Origin of the sequence: Vibrio sp. 10N.222.52.C3, assembly GCF_041474195.1 — a bacterium.
In the GTDB taxonomy this organism is placed as follows: Bacteria; Pseudomonadota; Gammaproteobacteria; order Enterobacterales; family Vibrionaceae; genus Vibrio; species Vibrio crassostreae_C.
Genome location: NZ_JBFRTQ010000041.1, coordinates 21,333 through 42,658, shown reverse-complemented (window position 1 = coordinate 42,658; position 21,326 = coordinate 21,333). Strand labels below are relative to the sequence as shown.

The 21,326-nt window shown below is 44.3% G+C and carries 22 protein-coding genes; 6 read left to right on the top strand and 16 right to left on the bottom strand.

Annotated features, from left to right (window positions below; genetic code table 11):
• Positions 1-4: 4 nt before the first annotated feature.
• Complete coding sequence (locus AB4517_RS08060) at positions 5-502, bottom strand: YgjP-like metallopeptidase domain-containing protein (protein WP_004734935.1); 498 nt, start codon at positions 500-502, stop codon at positions 5-7.
• Between the two features lie 137 nt (positions 503-639).
• Here AB4517_RS08060 and AB4517_RS08055 point away from each other — a divergent pair, with 137 nt between their 5' ends.
• Positions 640-876, top strand: a complete 237-nt coding sequence (locus tag AB4517_RS08055; RefSeq protein WP_016786183.1) for a glutaredoxin family protein — start codon at positions 640-642, stop codon at positions 874-876.
• An 89-nt stretch (positions 877-965) separates the two neighbouring features.
• Here AB4517_RS08055 and AB4517_RS08050 read toward each other — a convergent pair whose 3' ends face one another.
• Positions 966-1,838, bottom strand: a complete 873-nt coding sequence (locus AB4517_RS08050; protein WP_017065533.1) for a LysR family transcriptional regulator — start codon at positions 1,836-1,838, stop codon at positions 966-968.
• A gap of 110 nt (positions 1,839-1,948) precedes the next feature.
• On the opposite strand from AB4517_RS08050, the gene AB4517_RS08045 reads away from it, so the two are divergent.
• Both AB4517_RS08045 and AB4517_RS08040 read left to right on the top strand, forming a co-directional pair.
• Entirely contained in the window at positions 1,949-3,148 is a 1,200-nt protein-coding gene (locus tag AB4517_RS08045) for an MFS transporter (RefSeq protein WP_372148169.1), read from the top strand.
• A gap of 85 nt (positions 3,149-3,233) precedes the next feature.
• Positions 3,234-3,800, top strand: a complete 567-nt coding sequence (locus AB4517_RS08040) for a DUF1415 domain-containing protein (RefSeq protein ID WP_102449906.1) — start codon at positions 3,234-3,236, stop codon at positions 3,798-3,800.
• Between the two features lie 28 nt (positions 3,801-3,828).
• On the opposite strand, the gene AB4517_RS08035 is transcribed toward AB4517_RS08040, so the two are convergent.
• A complete protein-coding gene (locus tag AB4517_RS08035) occupies positions 3,829-4,899 on the bottom strand; it encodes a diguanylate cyclase domain-containing protein (RefSeq protein WP_372148168.1) in 1,071 nt (356 codons plus the stop codon).
• Positions 4,900-5,112: 213 nt separating this feature from the next.
• Here AB4517_RS08035 and AB4517_RS08030 point away from each other — a divergent pair, with 213 nt between their 5' ends.
• Positions 5,113-5,688, top strand: a complete 576-nt coding sequence (locus tag AB4517_RS08030; protein WP_017059167.1) for a nucleoside triphosphate pyrophosphohydrolase family protein — start codon at positions 5,113-5,115, stop codon at positions 5,686-5,688.
• Between the two features lie 207 nt (positions 5,689-5,895).
• Here the strand turns inward: AB4517_RS08030 and AB4517_RS08025 are convergent, their stop codons facing one another.
• From AB4517_RS08025 to AB4517_RS07970, 12 genes are all read right to left on the bottom strand, one after another.
• The gene (locus tag AB4517_RS08025; RefSeq protein WP_372148167.1) at positions 5,896-6,384 is read right to left on the bottom strand and encodes a GNAT family N-acetyltransferase; all 489 of its coding nucleotides are present in this window, start codon (positions 6,382-6,384) and stop codon (positions 5,896-5,898) included.
• Between the two features lie 236 nt (positions 6,385-6,620).
• On the bottom strand, positions 6,621-8,087 hold the full coding sequence (locus AB4517_RS08020; protein WP_372148172.1) for a lytic polysaccharide monooxygenase: 1,467 nt from the start codon (positions 8,085-8,087) through the stop codon (positions 6,621-6,623).
• 487 nt (positions 8,088-8,574) lie between these two features.
• Complete coding sequence (locus AB4517_RS08015) at positions 8,575-8,934, bottom strand: DUF6559 family protein (protein WP_102320089.1); 360 nt, start codon at positions 8,932-8,934, stop codon at positions 8,575-8,577.
• A 29-nt stretch (positions 8,935-8,963) separates the two neighbouring features.
• Positions 8,964-9,722: a vitamin B12 ABC transporter ATP-binding protein BtuD gene (btuD, locus tag AB4517_RS08010; RefSeq protein ID WP_136978782.1), complete on the bottom strand. Its 759-nt coding sequence runs from the start codon at positions 9,720-9,722 to the stop codon at positions 8,964-8,966.
• Complete coding sequence (btuC, locus tag AB4517_RS08005; protein ID WP_102427811.1) at positions 9,709-10,704, bottom strand: vitamin B12 ABC transporter permease BtuC; 996 nt, start codon at positions 10,702-10,704, stop codon at positions 9,709-9,711. The genes btuD and btuC overlap by 14 nt, the downstream gene beginning before the upstream one ends.
• Positions 10,705-10,837: 133 nt before the next feature.
• A complete protein-coding gene (locus tag AB4517_RS08000; protein WP_372148166.1) occupies positions 10,838-11,866 on the bottom strand; it encodes a succinylglutamate desuccinylase in 1,029 nt (342 codons plus the stop codon).
• Positions 11,867-12,144: 278 nt separating this feature from the next.
• The gene (locus AB4517_RS07995; RefSeq protein WP_372148165.1) at positions 12,145-13,941 is read right to left on the bottom strand and encodes a M3 family oligoendopeptidase; all 1,797 of its coding nucleotides are present in this window, start codon (positions 13,939-13,941) and stop codon (positions 12,145-12,147) included.
• Between the two features lie 139 nt (positions 13,942-14,080).
• Positions 14,081-14,698 carry an alpha-ribazole phosphatase family protein gene (gene cobC, locus AB4517_RS07990; RefSeq protein ID WP_017059155.1) on the bottom strand — a complete coding sequence of 206 codons (618 nt, stop codon included), beginning with the start codon at positions 14,696-14,698 and terminating at the stop codon, positions 14,081-14,083.
• A 9-nt stretch (positions 14,699-14,707) separates the two neighbouring features.
• Positions 14,708-15,328: a bifunctional adenosylcobinamide kinase/adenosylcobinamide-phosphate guanylyltransferase gene (gene cobU, locus AB4517_RS07985; RefSeq protein ID WP_372122268.1), complete on the bottom strand. Its 621-nt coding sequence runs from the start codon at positions 15,326-15,328 to the stop codon at positions 14,708-14,710.
• A gap of 9 nt (positions 15,329-15,337) precedes the next feature.
• On the bottom strand, positions 15,338-16,144 hold the full coding sequence (locus AB4517_RS07980) for an adenosylcobinamide-GDP ribazoletransferase (RefSeq protein ID WP_372122270.1): 807 nt from the start codon (positions 16,142-16,144) through the stop codon (positions 15,338-15,340).
• Positions 16,144-17,208: a nicotinate-nucleotide--dimethylbenzimidazole phosphoribosyltransferase gene (gene cobT, locus AB4517_RS07975; RefSeq protein WP_372148164.1), complete on the bottom strand. Its 1,065-nt coding sequence runs from the start codon at positions 17,206-17,208 to the stop codon at positions 16,144-16,146. The genes AB4517_RS07980 and cobT overlap by 1 nt, the downstream gene beginning before the upstream one ends.
• 43 nt (positions 17,209-17,251) lie before the next feature.
• Positions 17,252-17,863, bottom strand: coding sequence for a flavin reductase family protein (locus AB4517_RS07970; protein WP_017099714.1), 612 nt, complete (start codon positions 17,861-17,863; stop codon positions 17,252-17,254).
• Positions 17,864-18,566: 703 nt separating this feature from the next.
• Between AB4517_RS07970 and AB4517_RS07965 the strand changes: the two genes are divergently transcribed.
• The gene (locus AB4517_RS07965) at positions 18,567-19,262 is read left to right on the top strand and encodes an NAD-dependent epimerase/dehydratase family protein (RefSeq protein WP_372148163.1); all 696 of its coding nucleotides are present in this window, start codon (positions 18,567-18,569) and stop codon (positions 19,260-19,262) included.
• Positions 19,263-19,447: 185 nt separating this feature from the next.
• Positions 19,448-20,821, top strand: coding sequence for an L-cystine transporter (locus tag AB4517_RS07960; protein ID WP_017059148.1), 1,374 nt, complete (start codon positions 19,448-19,450; stop codon positions 20,819-20,821).
• Between the two features lie 112 nt (positions 20,822-20,933).
• On the opposite strand, the gene AB4517_RS07955 is transcribed toward AB4517_RS07960, so the two are convergent.
• Positions 20,934-21,326 carry a heme-binding protein gene (locus tag AB4517_RS07955; protein WP_372148162.1) on the bottom strand — a complete coding sequence of 131 codons (393 nt, stop codon included), beginning with the start codon at positions 21,324-21,326 and terminating at the stop codon, positions 20,934-20,936.

The window sequence follows — 21,326 nt, the reverse complement described above, 5'->3', positions numbered from 1 at the left end:
TGGGCTACTTCTTTAAATCTAAATACATCATGAATAAACGGGCATCCAACTCAAGTTGATGATATTCCGGTTCCATGTGACAGCATAGTTGGTAAAAGGCTTTGTCGTGCTCTTTCTCTTTGATATGCGCCAGTTCGTGTACCACCAGCATTCTTAGCAAAGGTTCTGGTGCATTTTTAAAAACACTGGCGATACGAATTTCATTCTTTGATTTGATCTTTCCACCGTGATTCTTAGCAACGTAAGAATGCAGACCTAACGCATTATTGATTAGGTGTATCTTGCCGTCGTAAATCACTTTGCTGATCGGTGGTGTTTTTTTCATGTAGCGATTTTTTATCTCAATCGCATAGTCAAACAGGGCTTTCTCGCTTTTTATTTCATGATTCTTTGGGTAGCGAGCTTCAAACCAAGGCACCAATTTACCCGACTCTACAAGTTGAGTAACAGGATCAAGAATGTGCTTAGGATAGCCTTGAATATAGCGTAAAGAAGGATGCATGCTGAAAGACCGTACAAGTTACACCACGACAATACGTTGTGGTCTTGAAAATTGAGCCGCATAGTGTAACTGATCACACTTTTCTAATCACCTAGGATTCGTTACACTTTAGCGAGATTCACCAAGAGAATGAAAAAATGAAACGTGTTGTATTGTACGTCGCAGACAAATGCCCGCACTGTAAAGATGCCCAAAGGTATTTAGACTCTAAGAAAATTGTTTACCGCCTGACGAATGCAAAGATGCAGCGTGGCCGTAAAGAATTGCAAGCAATGGGTGCTCGTTCTATCCCCGTGCTTAAAATCGGCGATCAAGTGATGGTCGGCTGGAATCAGAAAAACTTCGATAAGATGTATAACTCAAAGAACACCTAACGTGCTCTGAGCCAGTCATACTTCTATACAACAAAGCCCGAATATCCAATCTAGGATGTTCGGGCTTTGTTTATTTAAATCTTACTAAATCACACATACCGCTTAACGAAATCAATAAAGGTTCGGTCTGCTTTTGACAGATACCCTTCCTTTCTCCACGCCAAAGATAGGTTCAGTTTCACAGGGTCTTTAAATGGCACGCCTACGACATCTTCCTCGTATTCTGTCACCAAGCTAAGCAACGCGGTGATGGCAAACTCTCGCTTCACGATAGAAAGAATCATTGGCAATAAATTGGTTTCGAACGCAATGGTCATATCGAGATTGTACTTCTTACAAGTCGCATCGATAAAATCGCGGTGGAAGTAGCCCGATTTGAACATGATCAGCTCTTGAGCAAAAAATTCTTCAAAGGTGATGGATGGTTGCGTTGCCAGTGGGTGATCTTTGCCAACTACAGCTAACATTTCTGAGCTTAACAGATGATCCGTTTCCAAATCATCTGGAACGTTCTCATGATTAATTACGCCAATATCGAGTTCGCCGTTTAACAGCATTTCACGAATAGATGCGGTGCCTGCATCAATCAAGGTCAACTTTAGGTTTGGGTATTGGCTTTTAAATGCCATCACTACTTGGGGGAAAAAGTAACTGCCCATCATACTTGGAGCGCCTAATCGAACCTCGCCTTTTTCTAGCCCCTTTAGTTCATTCATCGCGAGCTGAGCATCATCAAACTGCTGGGCGATTCGCTTTGCATGCTCAAACAGTACTTTGCCCTCCTCCGTTAAAGTGACGGATTTATCGCCTCGACGAAATAGAATCAACTCTAGTGTCTGTTCTAGTTTTTTAATGGAGATACTCAATGCAGGCTGTGCGATATGCAGCGCTTTGGCCGCCTGGGTGAAGTTACCAAACTGAGCAACAGCCAGAAAATGTCGAAGTGGTTTTGATTCAAGCATGGCGATATATTTAATATATAGAGGTGATATTTTTAATATATTTCTTTAATCACACCTGTACTGATAACTTGTTCACAAATAGCTTACTAACTCGCGCAGGCACAACGTAAATGTTTGATAAAGGCAGTCCTCAATACAAACGTATCACTCAATCATTGGCGATTGGTTCATTTATCATTTTCTGTAACCTTTACCTCTTTCAGCCTATCTTGCCGCACATGGCGGAGCACTTCCAAGTATCTGAAACTCAGATCAACTGGTTATTTGCTGCTACAACACTCGGCCTTTCGATTAGCTTGGTACCTTGGGCAATTGCCTCTGAAACCTTTGGTCGTAAACCCATTATTCTGTTCAGTCTGTTCGCTATCCCATTAATAGGGTTAAGCATGGTGTTCACGACTACCTTGTTGCAACTCGTTATTGCCCGCGCATTTATGGGCATCGCTGTGGCGGCGTTTGCTGGTGTGGCGGTTGCCTATATGGTTGAGGAGTTAACACCCAAAGCCTTTGCTGTCGCGATTGGAGGTTATATTGCGGCCAACTCATTGGGTGGAATCTTCGGACGTGTATTAGGCGGCTTAATTACAGACTATTTCGATTGGCATGCAACTGTACTGTTTTTCGTTGTCGGTTCATTGCTTGGTGCACTCTTTATTGCCTATCGCCTACCTGACCAACAGAACTTCAAACCTCAAAAAGGGCTGTTCTTTCATCACAACCGCTCGGTTGTGATGCACTTAAGAAACCGTGCCTTGTGGCTCGCGATGTTGATTGGTGGCGCTAACTTCGCGCTATTCGTTAACCTGTATTCAGTAATGGGCTTTAGGTTGGTATCCGAACCTCACTCAGTGCCTGTTGGTTTAGCTTCACTGATATTCCTATGTTACTTGGCCGGTACGGTAAGCTCTAAGCTCTCCAACAAATGGACACTTCGCTTTGACCCGTTAAACGGTATATTGATGGGCGTGTGTATTAGCTTAATCGGAATGCTAATTTCTGCCGTCGACAAAGTCCCGTTCATGCTAGCAGGCTTGTTATTGATTAGTGGCGGCGCGTTCTTCGCCCATACCCTTGCCTACTCTTGGGTAAGTCAAAAAGCGCCGAGCGCTAAGGCGACAGCAACCGCACTTTACTTGGTTCACTATTATATTGGCGGGAGCTTAGGTGGTTTCTTACTCTTGTATTGCTGGCAACTGTTCGGTTGGAATGGCGTGATTGCGGGCGGTTCAATCTTCTATGTTGCGATATTTGCTTGGGTCTACCAATTAAAACAACTTCAAGTATCGGCCTCTAAACTCGCACAAGCATAAGTACGACTGAGGTTGTAACTCAATTATTGCTTTTGATTAACGTCCGTTCTGATATCCTACGCAAAATTTCATTTCGGAACCTGTTATGTCGAACACTCAAAGCACAGATCTTCAAACCATCCACGACCAAGTAAAACAGTGGTTAGACGATGTCGTTATTGGCCTAAACCTGTGTCCATTCGCAGCCAAGCCACAACGTAATAAACAGATTAAGATCTTTGTGAGTGAAGCAAATACGGAAGAAACGTTGTTGCAAGACATCATGACGCATTTCGTAGAGTTAGATAACACGCCAGTCGCCGAGTTGGAGACAACTTTAGTGGTTGTACCTAACATGCTGCAAGATTTCTTCGACTACAACATGTTCATTGATTGGATTGAAGCGTTGATCAAGCAAGAAGATTGGGAAGGCATTTACCAAGTGGCAACCTTCCACCCAGACTATTGCTTTGGTGGTGCAGATCCAGAAGACGATGAAAACCTAACTAACCGCTCTCCGTATCCGGTTTACCATTTGATTCGTGAAGCGAGTATGGAAAAAGTGTTGAAGCACTACCCTAACCCTGAAGCGATTCCTGATACCAACATCGCGAGAGTTGAATCCTTAACACCGGAAGAACGTCGTCAACTGTTCCCTTACCTGTTCAGCTAATAGTTCAGTTAATCGCTAACAAGATGGCTTATATTCCTGAGCGTTCTTGATGATATGGACGGGAAATGAACTGATCTCGTCCATTTTGTTTCGCAATGTACAGGCATTCATCGGCAACTTTGATGAGCTTATCTAACGCCGACACCCTTTCCCCTTTGGTATCCCCTGTACTCAACTCAAAATGACACGCACCGATTGATATAGTGACTGGCTTTCTATCCAGTGTGATTTTCTTCATCTCTTGTAAAAGAGTCATGAACTTATCTTCAACACAACTTGGTGTTTTATTTGGATACCAAAGAATGAACTCTTCACCACCAAAACGCGCCACAAACTCACCTTCTTGAGTGTTATTGCTCAGCACGTTCGCCACTTTCTTTAAAACAACATCACCCATTTGGTGGCCATAAGTGTCATTGACCTGTTTAAAGAAATCGATGTCGACAACGGCCAAGGTTCCCTTTCCTAAAGATCCTTTTAACTGCTCCACTTCTGCATTCAACGTTTTGAACAAGCAACGTCTATTTGGCAAATGGGTCAGAGGATCATACAGAGCTTGGTACTCTAACTTCTCATTCAGCTCTTTGAGTTTTCGTTCTTGCTGTCTTCTAACCAGTTCCACTTCGATCCATGAGGCCATTAACCTCATAACGTCGATATCGAACTCTTTGAATTCACGATGATAAGGAGCCGGGCTTGAAAAATTTAAGGTGCCATAAAGCTCATCATTAACGAAAATCGGGATGCCAATATAAGACTCTAAACCAAAAGACTGGTAAGCGGGATGCGTCGCATACTTATCGTGTTTGCCACAATGCTCTATGCAGATAGGACCAATCGATTTACAGGTAATTTCGCAATAGGTTGAACGATAATCGAAGATATCGCCACTATTGAGCTCAACCCCTTCAGGTGTGACAGAGTGTTCAACTAAGTAAGTATTACCCTCGACTTTAGATAAAATACCGATATCAAGGTTGAAGCGTTCAAGCCCCATGATAAGCAGCTGAGCGATCTGAATATCGAAGCCCTTCCGGTAATCATTGGTGATTTGATACAAGCGACGTATAACAATTTCGCTTTCACTGGCTTGGTTCATAAATGGGGTCCCACTGCTGCCGAAGTTAATGGCAACATCAACATTTGGTATATTAAGAAGAGTAAAGTGTAAAAAAACATAATAATCAATTAGTTTGTATGCAAAATACCTCATTGGTCCAATGAATAAAAGTCGACTTCTTCGACTTTGCGTTAGCACCCTATTCCTAGCTTTGGTAAAATAATCCATTAACGAAACAGAATGGATAGGAAAATGAACCTTTCTCAACTAAGCCAAGAAATCTACGATCACCTTTACCGCGACATTGAAGAGTTCCGCAGTACTTTTGATCTGCCTGTTGCTGCTCCTGAAACAATGGACGAAAAAGGCGATACGCTACACACCTCTCTAGCGATCGAAGAACTAACAGAACTTGCAGAAGCTGACTCAAAAATCGAACAAGCGGACGCTATTGTAGACAGCGTTTATGTTTTGATGGGACGCTTGGTTCACCTTGGTCAAGCTAAGGTTGAAGACAACCTAGCAATCAGCTACCTGATCGACCTGCTATTGAATGTTTCTAAAAACCGCTCAATTGACTTCTTACCTTGCTGGGACGAAGTACACTCAAGCAACATGAGCAAAGTATGTCGCAACGAAACTGAATACGCTGAAACAGAAGCTTTCTATGCTGAGCAGAACATCAAGCTGATGGCGGTTCAAAAAGGCGAATACATCATCGCTAAGTGTGCGGAAGATTTCGTATCTGAAGGCAAGACAGTTCGCCAAGGTAAAGTACTAAAATCAGTACACTACCGCCCTGCGAACCTTGAGCCACTAACGGCTTAAGTTGCACTGAGTATGAAGCTGTTAAAACGAGCAGCTCACTAAAATAGCAAACGCCACGTTTAAATAACGTGGCGTTTTATTATCTGTCAGTTAATTCTAACTGTGTTAATCGTAGCTGTGTGCTTATTGTACCCGAGTGTCAGTTGTAGCTTTGTGTTAAATGCAGCTTTGTGTTAATTGTAGCCGAGTGTTAATTGCAGCTAAATGCTATACCAGTCGAGCCATATGATAAGCCGCTACATATTCGCCGTTTCTAAAGGCAAATCCTGCTGACTCCCCTTCAATCACGAAGCCAAATTTCTTATACAGGCTGATCGCTCTTTCGTTATCGGTATAGACCGTTAGCTCAAGTCGTTTGATGTTAATCCAGTTATCACACAAGTCGATCGCGGTCGCGAGCAGCTGACTACCCACACCTTTGCCTAACACATCGTCTTTAACACCCATACCAAATGAAGCAACATGTCGTCTTCTTGGGTTCACACACACTTCCATTCCCAAGTTGCCAATAATCTCATCGTCGATCATCGCGACATACGAATACACGTTATCAGGCATATTAGAGATTCGTTTTTGCCAGCTTTCCAGAGATGGATTTGGGAGTTGCAGCGTACCGGTATAAGCATTAGTGCATTCGTAAACTTCTTTTATTCCCTTTGCATCTGACGGTTCAGACCGTCTCACTATAATACTCATCGCAACTCCTAATATTTCTTCGCTAAATATGAAACACATCCTCAATGTGCACCTAGACACACTAACAAATAGTAAATATTTAACAATAGGTTAGATGAAATTGTTTTTATTGGGGCTGACGTGAGGAATGTATCTGGATGTTCTGAAGAAGTAAATTCGTAGAATCAAGGTTAGTTAAACTCGAGGTCATTAGATATGGGCACCTCAGGTGTGCCCATATCGTGAAACCTATGGAGTTATTGAGCTGGACGCCAAACGCCCCATTTGTCATTTTCGTAAGTCGCTTTAGGGTTAGTACCACCTTGAACCCACCATTGTGCTTTCCATGACTGGTTCGAGTAAGTCACGACTTCGCCACCAAGGTAAGTCGCTGATGAGTCCCACGTACCTGGATCTGGCGTAGGGTCTGGGTCAGGAGTCGGATCAGGATCCGGCGTTGGATCTGGGTCTGGTGTCACGCCACCGTCATCGGCAATTACTTCAAAAGTGAAGGTTTCAACACTGTCGCTTTCAATCGAGCTAGCCATAAACGATAAAGTTTCGTTTGCAGTGATGCCAGTGGTATCAACTACGATAGAAGCCGTGCCGTTATTTTGGATGCTTACTGAAGAACCTTGAGTTTGAGTCAATGTCGCGGCTTCGCTTGTTGCAATCACAACCTTATCGCCAGCATTGACTACATTGTCACTCTTCACTAGCTCGTAGATGTCACCTTTCAATGGTTCAACACCACCGTCGCCACCATCAATCAACGTTAACTGACCAGAAGCACGGCTATCTTTTGAGTTGAAGAAGTTACGTGAAGGATCGTTTTGGAAGTACATGTAGTGCTGCATTTCAGCATGCCAGTCACCAATGAAGATCGCGCCATCTTTAAACTCTTCGTGCCAGCCATTAATTTCTGAAGCTAACAAACGAGCCCAATCGTTAACGTTTGAAGCATCAATGACGATGTCGAAGCTTCGCGCTACTTCACCATACTTGTTGATGATGTCGTATTTAACCGTATCACCAATTTCTGGCGTGCCAAACTGGTCAGAAACAAACAGGTCACCACGCACTAGATCAGGCTCTGGACCCGGCTCTGGTGGAGGGGTTGTGCCACCCGCGATAGTGATGTCTGAACAGTTGTAGAAGCCTTCGCCCGCAGCATCATCACGTTGCCAGCGAACGAATAGAATCGCATCGCCAGAACGGTCTGAAGGAATAGTGACATTAATGCGGTACTTGCCGCCATTAACCGGAACGTTACCCTCTTCTTGGATAAGATCTAAGTCTCCCCACGCTAGGCCTTTGCTTAGGTCCGCGTTTGGTTTCGTTAGGTAGAACTCCCAGAAAGAAGGGTTGTGTGGCGCTGTCGCATTGAATACATATTCAAACGTACCAGTATTTAGCTCGGTACGAGTCCAACCAGTATGAGGCGCACCCATGCCGCGTTTTTGCGAATCGTTGGCATAACATAACGTGCCGTCAGGAATCGCCGCTTTTACAGCATTGATATTATTGAAATCTTGGACATTTTTCGCGTACTCGTTACGTTGAACAAACGGGTATGAACCCGAAATGTCTTTTGCTTGAGCACACGCAGCATTAGGTGGTGTACCCGACCAAATCCCGCCTTGCTCGTAACACGTGTTCTGACGCGCGCTTGGAAACTCAGACCAACCATGAGCATTTGCCACTGACGGCACACTCGATAGCATAGCCATACCCACTGCTATTTTTAGAATATTATTATTTATTGTTGTCACTTTCCCACTCTCTATTATTTTACCCTAAACACAAAACCAATTGGTTACTAACCAACCAGCACTGTAATTCGAAGGTTTATAGTTTCTGACTTAAAGAACAACGAAAAATATATACGTCAATTTTATCAATAACAGCAGATTTTATATTGATAGGAATCAGCATCACACAACTCAAACAAATGCGTTGTAGATAGGTGATATTGGTTCGAATTATCAATTTTTACCGACAAAAATTACGCATTCCCTAAGAAAATAGATCGCTAGGAAGGTATTTTTTCATTGAATTAATTGGAGTGAAACGCTCGCATAAATAATGATATTGAGTGCTTTTTATCATCATTATTATTACGTTGTTGAGACTGCTGTAAAGTCGCTAAGCTATTGAGCGTATACGTTTATAAATGGATAAATCATTAAACGTTAATTTGAACGAGCTAAACTAATAGCGGCTATTCATGCCAAATCGATTCGACATATCATCGTCCATACGACCGCCCTTCCAACCGCCACCGCCCAACAAATTAAGTACATCACGCGCGTTATATTCCTCACCACCGAAGAAGTCATTAGACACATTATTACGCAGCAATTGAATGGCTGGAGCAATTTCAGCAGCAAGGTCTTGTGGATCAGCAAACAATGCTAAGGCAACCAGTTGTTGGCGCTTACTTAATTCACATGAACTCGTTTCTACTTGCCCAATAGAGAAAAAGTCACTGCTTCCGTACGCTTTCACCAACTTTGCAGAAAGTGATTTGATTACTTTCTTGATTCGTCGTCGTTGAATATATCTAAACATATAGATTGCCTTGTATTGATGAGCTTAAGTTAACCAAACAGCAGATAGGTCTGATTGTCGACTGAGATACTTTTGACTTCGGTGTTGAACACGGACTCTAGCTGCTCAGGGGTAAGCACTTGATCAGCTGAGCCTGATGCTTGAAGTACACCTTTATCGAGCAACAACACTTGGTCTGCGTGTCTTAGTGTTCTGTTCAAATCATGGTTAGCCATGATCACGGCGATGCCCTTCTCAGCCACTCGTTCGATAAGCTTGTACAACAAGGCTTCTTGAGCAATATCCAACGGAGCTGCGGGTTCGTCGAGGATCAGCAGCTTCGCGTATGGGTTAAGTGTCGGCCAAATTTGCAGGCACATTCCCGCCAAACGTACGCGTTGCCATTCACCACCAGACAGTGTCTGAATTGAGCGATGAAGTTTGTCTGCAATGTCTAGCATCTGGCTGATTTCTTCCAAAGCTGCGTTGATTTCAGCATCAAGGCCGTGTGAGGAGCTTGGCAGTGACAATGCAAGATATTGGAACACTTCTAAGTTGAAGGCTGGCCTTGCGCTTTGGCACAAGTAAGCACGATGCAATGATAAATCTTGTAAAGACAGCTCCGACAAATCCTGCCCGTCGATCTTTATATCGCCTTTGTAACCATCACCAATTCCAGATATCGCTTCGAGCAAGGTACTTTTACCGCTGCCATTAGGGCCGATAACGTGAGTCACCTGCCCTTGCTTGAGCTCAAATGATAGTGGTAATAAACGAGCGCCGACGCTCAGGCTCTTAATTTGAATCATGATTTTTAATTAACATCCAAATGAAGATAGGCGCACCGATACTGGTGGTCATCACACCCAAAGGCAGCTCTGCGGAATCTAATAAGGTTCTTGCACAGATATCAGCAAATACCAGCAATGCTGCACCAGCCACGGCAGACAAAGGAAGAAGGTATCGGTTGTCAGTACCAATCGCTAAACGCAGTAAGTGTGGCACCACCAAACCCACAAAGCTGATCACGCCACCTAACGCTACTGCGCAACCTACTAAAATAGACACAGCAAAGATTAGACGCCAACGTAATCTCGGTACGTTTACGCCTAACTGTGCGGCATGCGTTTCGCCAATCATTAACTTATCTAGCTTACTACCTTGCAGGCACAGCCAAATAATCACGGGGATCATCACCAACGTGAGCGAGTGTTGATACCAAGTGACGCCACCTAAGCTGCCCATCAGCCAATACATCAATAAGCGTAGACTTAAGTCATCACTAAAATAGAACGCCCATGTCACCATCGCGCCAGAAAGAATGCCTAACGCGACACCCACCAGCAGTAATTTAGCCGTGGTGAGTCGCATCGTTTTTACCATGCTCACCAGTATCACGGTGAAACAGAGCGAGCCTAAAACGGCGGCAATCATGAACAGTTCTGGTGTAGGAGCAAACGGCAAGAAGAACAGTACGATAACCATCGCCAAGCTTGCGCCACCAGAAATACCGAGCACACCGGGCTCAGCCAATACGTTGCCTAATAAGACTTGTAAGCTTGCGCCAGATACTGCTAGCCCTGCCCCGATAGCAATAGCTGCTAATAATCGAGGTAAGCGTAAATCAATCAGTAGTTTTTGTTCTAACGTGGACAAGGTGTCCAGAGGGGAAATGAAGAGATCGCCAACCATTAGGTAAATTGCACTCAGCGCGACAAGCAGTGCTGCCATCAGATAAATGGCTCTAGTCCATTTGCGCTGTTTTTGGTGAAGAAGTTGTTGGAAATCCATATCAAGCTACTTTGAAAATGTTCGCGTAACCTTACCTGTATCCCCAAATAAACTCAAGGCTCACACCGTAATGTGAACCTTGATATTTCAACCAGTTGAGCGGTTGTTTTCGTCGTTTAAACCCGAGTCGATATTAATCGTACACAAGCTGACCATGGTCGAATCGCGTTTCAACTTCACACACCATTAAGGCTGCTCGTTGACCGATAGCAACATTACGATTAGGGAACACCACCGCTTCGTTTTCATTCTTAGCCATTAACGGTTTATCACCATCATGACCGAATACTTCACCGTGCTTGAACGCGGTAAAGTTCTCTACAGAATCTGAGAACATGAAATCGAAGTCATCATGTAAACGAACAATGGTTCTGCTCACGCGATAAGTGATGGTTCGCTTAGGTAAATGCTCTGGCTCAACTTCAGCAATCAAGTTACGCATCGCCAAGTCAAAAGCCGTTAGCTTATCAAGTTGGTTCTCACCAATTCTCGCGACCTGCCCTAGTTCCATTGTCAGTGCTTGCGCTTCGAAGTTTTCAGCACTGTACCAACTGAATGTACTGGTTGGCGCATTTGACAACAACACTGCTTCCACGTGCGCACTGTTAATGAAATCAAACAGCTCTTTACTGCGTACTTCGTGGCGAACTTTAGGGCTCACTGCAAACGAGTAATGCTTAGATAAACGGATTGCACAGTGCAAATCTAGATGCCAACGAGTGGCAGGTTCCGTTTCTTTGTAAAACTCAGTCACCAAGAACTTCAAGTTCTTCGCGATATCCACTTCTCGATTGCTCTCGTACTGCTTTTCATCAAACAGACGATTCATGTTCACATCAAGAAAACGAGTATGCGCGTTAGTGGCTTCTGGGTGAGCTATGATAAACAAGCATCTCGCGTTTACTACTTGGAAACCTGTTTCAATATCCTCAATGAGCTTATCGATCAGCTCCATTGGTGAAGTTTCGTCGCCATGAACACCGGTTGAAAAAATGATGTTCTTGGTTTCAGAATTAAAATCCGCGGGAATCACTTCCAAGACACCGCGTTGATGAAGCTTAATTTGAACACCGTTACCCAGTACGGTCTGTCCTGCAAACACTTCTTGCTCAAGATCTAGGCTGTCAAAAAGAAATGATTGGCGAAAGAGGGTCTTCGTCATGCGCTACTCCTTAATTGCACGGCCGTATGTTAATAAATTGTACATAGAAATTGTGTTGCTAGGATCGCACTTATCAACAGAAACTCCGTTATCACTCACAAATACTACCCATATATTTTTATATTACCTGCTGACTTTACTAACCGACATCTGTTCCAAATAACTTTCTCTATTTAAAGAGACTTTTGGTTGTTTAGGCTTATCTCAGGTTATGCCAGCAAGATAAGAGCCACGTAAGCTAACACAGCTCTTACCTGCTATGAACAGATTGAGATCAATTAATCTTCCTGATCGAGCAATCTTTCAAATTCATCGATTTGAACTTTGACCATGTCGATGCTTTGTTGCCAAAAATCAGCTTGAGTCAGGTCCATTCCTAAGTGCTTTTGAACGACTTCTTCCGCCATCATGCTGCCCGTATCACGAAGTAACGAAACGTAATCGCCGTAGAATTGCTCACCTTTCGCATCGCGCTGAGCGTAAACACCTTTACTGAACAGGTAACCGAACAAGTATGGGTGGTTGTAGAAGCTTACTTGAGAGATGCTGAAATGCAGTTTGCTCGCCCAGAAGTAAGGGTCAGCTTCTGTCATTGCATCGCCATACCACTCTTTCCAAGTCGTTTCCATCAAGTCACACAGCTGCTGAGCCGTTAGCTCGCCTTTTTCACGCTGCTCGTAGAAGGCTTTTTCAAACTCAAAACGAACGGGAATGTTCACCATTAATGCCAAAGAAGAAGAAAGCTCTTCCCACAGCATTTCAAGTTTCTCATTACGTGTTTGTGCTTGTTTTAACAAATGGTCTCGAACGATATTTTCAGCAAAGATCGAAGCGGTTTCTGCTAGCGTCATTGGGTAGCGTGTTTGACACAACGGCATGTCTTTCATCACCCAGTTGTGGAACGCGTGGCCTAACTCGTGTGCCAATGTCATTAAATCTGAGCGGCTACCGCTCCATGTCATGAACACAAGCGGAGTGCGTGTAGCAGCAAACTTGGTGCAGTAAGCGCCTAAACGTTTGTTGGCTGCTGGTGCGGCATCAATCCAACCATTATCAACCATCAAAGCGACAAAATCAGCCATCTCTGGATTTACTTCAGCGAACGCAGTTTTGATCACGTCGATCGCCTCATCAAATGGGTAAACCTTAGATTCAGCGTCACCCAGCGGCGGCATCGCAGCTAAGTGATTCCAAGGCTTCATTTCATCTAGCCCGTGAACTCTTGCCATTAACAAACCTGCTTTCTGACCAACAGCTCGATTAGCTTTCGCTACCGACATCATGGTGTCTAGCGTTTCTGGCACAATGCGGCTGCCGTGTAGGCTTGGATCTAGGAAATGCACATCGCTAATCTTCGAACGCTTTTTGTTTTCAGTCAGTCGCCAACCCGCCAATGCATTTAGAATCGAAGCAAAAGACTCTTGGTGCGTTTTCATCGCACCTTGAACCGCGCGCCATGCTGGTTCTTGTTTGTCGAATTCGCTGCCGTACAACAGGCTCGCGGCTTGTGAAAAGCCTAGGGCTTCCTCTTCACCGTCCAGCTTTAGCGACAGTTTTAAAGATCCGGTTAGGTTATCGTATAAACGACCCCATCCGTCACGACCATCAACCTTCATCGCTGCCAATAACTGCTCTTCAGCAACACTGAGTCGGCTGCTTGATAACTTACGAGAGCTTTCAATCGCAAAGCGCTGCCCTGCTACGTCCGCACTATCATGCTCTAATACTGCATCAATAAATTCTGGTTCTGCGTGAATTAGCGTATCTTCGTAAGGGCTGAACGCTTGAGACATTTCAGAGTTCAGCTTCGCTACACGACCAAGCAATGCTTTCGCTTCTGTGTGTGTCGCGTCGACCGATGCGTGGCAATTAGCGAAGGTGTTGATTGTACTCAGTAACGTGCCTGCCGCTTCTGAAGTCTGAATCGCGTTTTGCATCGCTAGAATGATATGACGCTTTTCAACGTGTAGGTTCAACAGCTCAATGCACTGCTGAATGAGTTCAATGTCCTGTTCGATTTTTGCATCATTAAGATCGCTATAAGCAATGCTTAGATCCCAACTTGGTGTTGTCATGACTAAATTCCTTTCACGTAGGTAGTAATACCAATCAGGTATAGCGGCTGTGAACGCCGCTTTATACTTCTATTTATATTTCTGTTTCTATTTACAGATCTAAAAGATTGTTAATTCTTAAACTGTGTTTTTTGAACACTCAGAGAACAGGTATCCCTATCGATTTAACGCTGATAAAGCTCTGCGCAAACTGAGTGATTTGAATATGCGTTATCGATGCGTTTTCTATCGATAACTTCGAGTACAAACTCGGGTTTTTCCAATCAATATTAAGGCAGTGCGCTAGCAGTATGCGAATCACACCACCATGAGTAACCAACAATATGTTGTCACTTGAATCATTCAAAAGTTGCGACCAAGCTTGAGTTACTCTGTCGTGGAAGCTCTGTAAACTTTCTGCGCCAGTTAATTGATGATTAGCAGGGTCTTTCCAAAAGGTTTCTAACATTCCCCACTTGTCTTCAAGTTCATCAAATGGGACACCATCTACTTCACCGAAGTTCATTTCCTGAAAACCCGATGCAACTGATAAAGGCACAGACATACGCTCTGCAAACAAGCTCGCGAGATCACCACATCGTCTTAGTGGAGAGCTAACCACGCTATCAAAGGTAATGTCTTGTGTAGTTAGTGCCTCACATATCTGTTCTTGAAGATCAGAGTTGACCAGCACATCAGATAAACCATTGAGCGCAGCTTTTCCTTCGACTTTGCCATGTCTTAACAAATAGATGTTTTTGGTTGTTCCATTGACCATGTGTGCGACCTAGCCTTGAATATCAAGCAAGTGATTAGATGGTTTTAAGTGCAGCGGCAATCCGGCAGCAACCAGCGTGACGCGCTCAACGACGCGAGCTAGCGCTTGGTTCATTCGTCCTGCATTGTCCACAAACAAGCGAGACACTTTACCCAGCGGCACCACACCTAAACCGACTTCGTTAGAGACCATGATAATTTGCGCCGGACTTTGCTCGACGCTTTTGACCAATACTTCAACCACGGCTTCAACCTGCTCATTAGTTGCGTCGTCACCCAGTTCAAAGATGATGTTGTTCAACCACAAGGTTAGGCAATCAATCAATACCACATCTTCTTTCTCAAAAGACTGCAGTTTTTCGGCTAATTCGACGGGTACTTCATGCTCAATCCACTGCTCGCCACGACGTTGTTGATGGTGCGCGATTCGTTCTCGCATTTCATCATCAAGATATGTCGCTGTCGCAATATAATTGAGGCGTCCATTTGAACATGCTTCAAGCGCACATAATGCTTGTTGCTCTGCAAAACTAGACTTACCAGAACGAGCCCCGCCCAATACCAAATGGCTGTTTCGCTGACTTGTTTGATTAATTTGATTAGCTTGAATAGTTTCATTCGTGTTGGTCATAGGAAGCCGTTATAGAAAGCCATTGTAAAATGCAGTAATGAATACAAGGTAAGTCAGCAACTCCATTAACTGTTGAGCCGCACCCAAGCAGTCCCCAGTAAAGCCGCCAATTCGAGCCGTTAACCACGTTTTAAAACCTGTTCTGAACAGATAGGCGACGACAGATAAAACCAAAGCGAATTCAAGACCAAACCACAGGCTAGGCAGCACGCCTACCAGCAACAAGAAGACAAGTTCGCCTTTGGTTTGCTTGTTGGCCAATGGTTTACTTTTACTGGTATCTAAATCACTGACATAAGGCATGTCGTAAATTAGCGATGCAGCAATCGCGCGGCTAAAGGTATAACTGGTCACGATTACCATAAACAGTCCCGTCATGCTTATGAGTTCATTCAACAGCACCCACTTACCAAGCAGAGCCATAATCAGAGCAGACGCACCATAAGTACCGATTCGACTGTCTTTCATGATGGTCAAACGGCGTTCTAGGGTCATGCCGCCACCAATACCATCCGCCATGTCAGTTAAGCCGTCTTCATGGAAAGCACCGGTCAGCATCAAACTAAAACTCATCATCAAAAAGATGGCAATCGAGCTTGGTAACACAGTATCAAGCAACAGGAACAAACCGCCGCACAAGGCGCCAAGCAACAAGCCGACTGTTGAGAAGTAACGACCAGAACGGTTCATACGCTCTTCTGAATAGGGCGTATTCTTTGGCATTGGCAAACGAGAAAAGAAGCCCATAGCCAACGAAAACAGCTCCCACTGATAAGCAGCGCGATCTTTCAAAGATCTGTTCGGCGTATCACTCATTAAACTGTGACTCCGGCGCTCTCGAAGCTCGCCATGTTGTTATAGAACTCAGCGGCCGCTCGGATGATTGGCATGGCTAGTGCAGCGCCCGTGCCCTCGCCTAGTCTCAAGCCAAGATCAAGCAACGGCTCAGCGTCTAGAAGTTCTAATAGAATTTTGTGTCCTGACTCTTCTGAGCGATGCGCGAAGATCATGTAGTCACGGCAATTCGGTTCAATTAAGGTCGCAACATACGCAGCGACTGACACGATAAAACCATCGACTAATACTGGGGTTTTGTTTTGGTAAGCGCCAAGGAAAGCACCGACCATTTGAACGATTTCATAGCCACCGACTTGTGCGAGTACCTCTTTAATATCTTTAAGCCCTTTAATATCTTTAAGATCTGTAAGCTCTAAACCTTTGCAACGCGCGACACCTTGCTCAACCACAGCCACTTTACGTGCAAGCTGTTCATTGTTGATGCCAGTGCCTAGGCCAACACACTCCGCTGCAGCACGATTCGCTAATGCACTTAAGATCGCTGATGCGCTGCTGGTATTTCCGATACCCATTTCACCAAACATGATGATATTGGTGCCATTCGAAATGGTTTTAGATACAAGATCTGTACCCAGTTCAATCCCACGTTCAACCGTTTCTAAACTCATTGCCGCTTCATTGGCAAAGTTATTGGTTCGCGTACCCAAACGCTGAGAGATCAACATGTCACTGTCTGATTCCACAGGCAACAATATCCCCGTGTCGACTACCGTGATATCGATATTATTCACCGCACAGAAGCAATTGATCGCCGCGCCATCGCTTAAGAAGTTCAACACCATCTGTTGTGTGACGGCACTTGGGGCAATACTCACGCCTTCGTCAGCAATGCCATGGTCGCCAGCAAAAATGATGATACTTGGCTTATTCAATTCGATGTGTTCAACCGCCGCTTCTTTGCCTTGGCTCTGAATCAATGCCAGTTGATGTGCGACTTTTTCGAGTAAACCAAGGGCACCGAGTGGCTTGGTTTTTTGGTCAATTCGGTGTTGGATGTACTGCGAGTATTGGGTATCTAACATAGTTTTTAAAAACGCTTATTCTGGGTACGTTGATATAGGGCTGCTACTTAGGGCGTGCGACAGAAAACACATTGGAAAGCGTGGCGTATTCACCGCCACCCAATCGAGATAAAGGATCAAGTGCTAACGCGTCGATCTTAAGACGCTCACTCTCTTTGTCGATCACGTCTTCGGAAATGTACACGGTTTCGACTTGAGCAAAGATAAGGCTTTGTGGCACTTCTCCAACCTCTTTTACTTCGTACAAGGTGCATCCAAAAGCGACCGCGCACTCTTTCAATCTCGGTAAAGAGAAGCCTTCAAATTCAACCAGATCAATGTTATTCGCGGTGACTTCCGAATCACCATGTTCAAGGGTAGCTGCTGTCGCCGTCATGGTTTCGGCAGAACTTGAAGAAGCAATGTGAATCACTAGCTTACCCGTTTCTAGGGCATTACGAGTGGTATCTTTGATTTCGCCGGACGGCTTCTTCCCAACCGATAACATCAGTAACGGCGGATTACTAGAAACAGGCGTGAAATAAGAGAAAGGCGCGAGGTTGTACTCTTGGTCAGAAGATTCCGTCAATGCCCACGCAATCGGGCGAGGAACAACGGTTTGTGTCATCAGGTGATAAATCTGAGTGGGAGCAAGAGTATCAAGCTTGAGGTTCATAGCACGTCCTTGGTCTATGTGAATTACGACTCAGTTTACGTGTTAAGCAAGGCTGTATCTATGGCTATGTGGCAGAAACCGCAGAGAGTGTTCTTAATTTAAACAGATCACACTGGTTTTTTCTCAGATTGACAGTCAAATTGACGAACCCTAAAACACAAATAATACTGATAATAGATTTATCAATAACTTACATTTTGGCATCGTTTATGCCTTATCTAAATTACTTATTAATCTCTCTATTGATAAGTACCCATACAGTGAATGCCCACAACACTGACGCTACACGAAGAAAGACAAAACAGAACAACGATTTAGGAGGTGTTATGATTCCAAATTCAAGTAAAAGAAAACCAAATAAATCAAGTAAGAAAGCTAGCAAAAAGGTAAGGAAAATCCCACTGTCCTTTACCTAGTAAGAAGAAAGAAAAGTAACAAAGCCCGTCGCCCAGCGGGCTTTGTTATGTTTAACGCCTAACTTAAGTTTCAAACCGCATTTATCTTTCCCACCGCCATTATGTTTCATATCGTACTTATGCTTCAGACCGTACTTATGCGTCGAGCCAAACTAAATCATCTCTTTTTCCATAAACAGGCGACTCCCCACATACTACTGACCACTCGTTTAACAAACTTTTATTCGCTTAAAATTCAAACACTGTTTATATTAAACAAGCACTTGTGGAGTGAAGAAGGGATTAAAATGAGCATTTCTGGAGACAAAACATCGGTCGTGGTGGCTGGTGCAACCGGGTTAATTGGTCATCATGTGATGAAGTTTCTCATCGATGAACCCGCCGTTGATCATATCTATGCCCTATCTCGCCGAGCGTTAGATTCACAGTTTGATTCCAACAAGCTCCACACACTCATTCACAGCGACCTGCAAGTTACCAGTTGGGATGACACGAATGCGACGCCTAATCTTGGCGTTATCTGCTTAGGTACGACTAAGAAAAAGGCAGGATCAAAAGAAGCGCTTCGCAAAATCGATGTGGAACTGGTTAGCCAAGTCGCACAGTCGATGAAGTTTCTTGGGGTTCAACGCGTAGCGGTCGTTTCTAGCTATGGCGCTTCACCAGATTCCTATTCGCACTACCTTCGCTGTAAAGGACAAATGGAACAAAATTTAAAACGTATTGGCTTCAAGCAGCTTTTCATCGCACGCCCTGGGCCTCTGGTGGGTGAGCGTGATGAACCTAGAGCTGATGAAAAACTCCTGCAAAGTGTCTTTCCTCTGCTGTCTCCATTTATGCTTGGTAAGTTCAAAAACCTACGCCCTATTCAGTCGGAAGACGTAGCCAAAGCAATGTTGTTCCGGTTATTCGAAAATAATTTCCAAAATATCGAAATTTACTCGTCAAGTGACATGCTCAATTTATTGGCAAAATATCGCTAAAAAGCTCACCTATTCATCACAATGTTGAATATCCACCCATCCTATTGAGTGGATATTACTAATCGTTCTAATAAATTACTTTTCCTTATTTTACGTTTTGTTACAGGTCGCTACTGTAGCTAACAGTATTTGCGCCCATATATCTAAGCGCCCTATCGATTTAAAGAGATTCATAAGGAAAACAAATGTCATTTTCAGCTATCGCTGCCTTAGCGGTATTCACTGGTATCCTCTTTTTTCTCTACGGACAGCAGAAAAAAGAAAACACACTTTCTCGCCTCGTTTTACTCGGTTTAGTATTTGGTAGCGCATTTGGTCTTGGTCTACAGCTGTTATTTGGTGAAGGCAATCCGGTCATCAACGAAACACTAGACTGGGTAAATATTGTTGGCCGTGGTTATGTTGGCCTACTGAAAATGGTGATCATGCCATTAGTATTGGTTTCAATGATTGCAGCAGTAGTGAAGCTTGAAAAAGGCGGCTCACTGGGCAAGATTTCTGGTATCACCATTTCTGTACTGTTAGCAACAACCGCGATTTCTGCGATTGTTGGTATTGTTGTAACGCAAGCATTCGGCCTGTCTGCTGAAGGTTTAACAGAAGGCGCTCGCGAAACAGCACGTATCGCAACACTTGAAAGCCGCATCGGTAGCGTTTCAGACCTAACAATTCCACAAATGCTGATCAGCTTTATTCCGACTAACCCATTTGCAGACCTAACGGGGGCTCGCTCTACGTCTATCATCGCGGTTGTTATCTTTGGTGTGCTAACGGGCATCGCTGCTCGTAAAGTGATGGCAGAGAAAGAAGAACTAGAATCTCCAATCCGTACTTTCGTTGAAGCGTCACAATCTATCGTTATGCGCTTAGTTAAGATGATCATGGCACTAACGCCATACGGCATCGCAGCGTTAATGGCGAAGGTAGTTGCAACATCAAGTGCTTCTGACATCCTCAGCCTACTGGGTTTCATCGTTGCATCTTACGTTGCGATTCTACTGATGTTCGTCGTACACGGTGTGTTGGTTTCTTTTGTTGGTGTAAACCCGAAAGAGTACTTCCAAAAGATCTGGCCTGTACTGACGTTCGCTTTCACGTCTCGTAGTTCTGCAGCAACGATTCCACTGAACGTTGAAGCTCAAATCACTAAGCTAAACGTGCCACCAGCGATTGCTAACCTGTCTGCCTCTTTCGGTGCAACGATTGGTCAAAACGGTTGTGCGGGTATCTACCCTGCAATGCTAGCAGTCATGGTTGCACCTACGGTTGGCATCGACCCAATGGACATCAACTTCATTCTGTCTCTGATTGCTATTATCACAGTGAGCTCATTCGGTATTGCTGGCGTAGGTGGCGGTGCAACGTTCGCGGCGCTTATCGTACTTCCTGCTATGGGCCTTCCTGTAACGATTGCAGCACTGCTTATCTCTATCGAGCCACTTATCGACATGGCACGTACGGCGCTTAACGTATCTGGTGCTATGACAGCCGGTACGATCACAAGCCGCCTATTAGGCAAGAAAGACAAGCAACAAGATCTGGAACAAGCGAACGCTTAATGGGTTCGATTGATTCAAGCACTTGAGTCTCGTTAAACAAAAAAACCGATGCACATGCATCGGTTTTTTATTATCTGTTACTTCTAACTTCCATTACTTCACGAGCAACAGCTTAGAACACAAGTTGAATGACTTTTTCGGCAAGTGCTTCATCGTCGTCTTCACTTAATCCGCTGACACCAATAGCGCCAATCACCTGCCCATTTAATTCAATGGGAACACCGCCTTTAAAGCCAGTGATCTTTGGGTCAGTCCAGTAACTTATGTCTTTACCAGTTTCTCTCGCCCAAGCACCTAAGTTACCGCTTGGCTGTCTATCTCTTACAGATGTATAAGCTTTGTTCTGTGCTAACAATCCGGCTTGAACACTCACATTATCCATGCGAATAAACGCCAGTAACTCACCGTGCGTATCACACACGCTCACCGCGATTGCTTGTTGATTACGCTCAGCAATGTCTAGAGCGTTAGACACCAGTTGTTGCGCGATCTTTTGATTCAACAT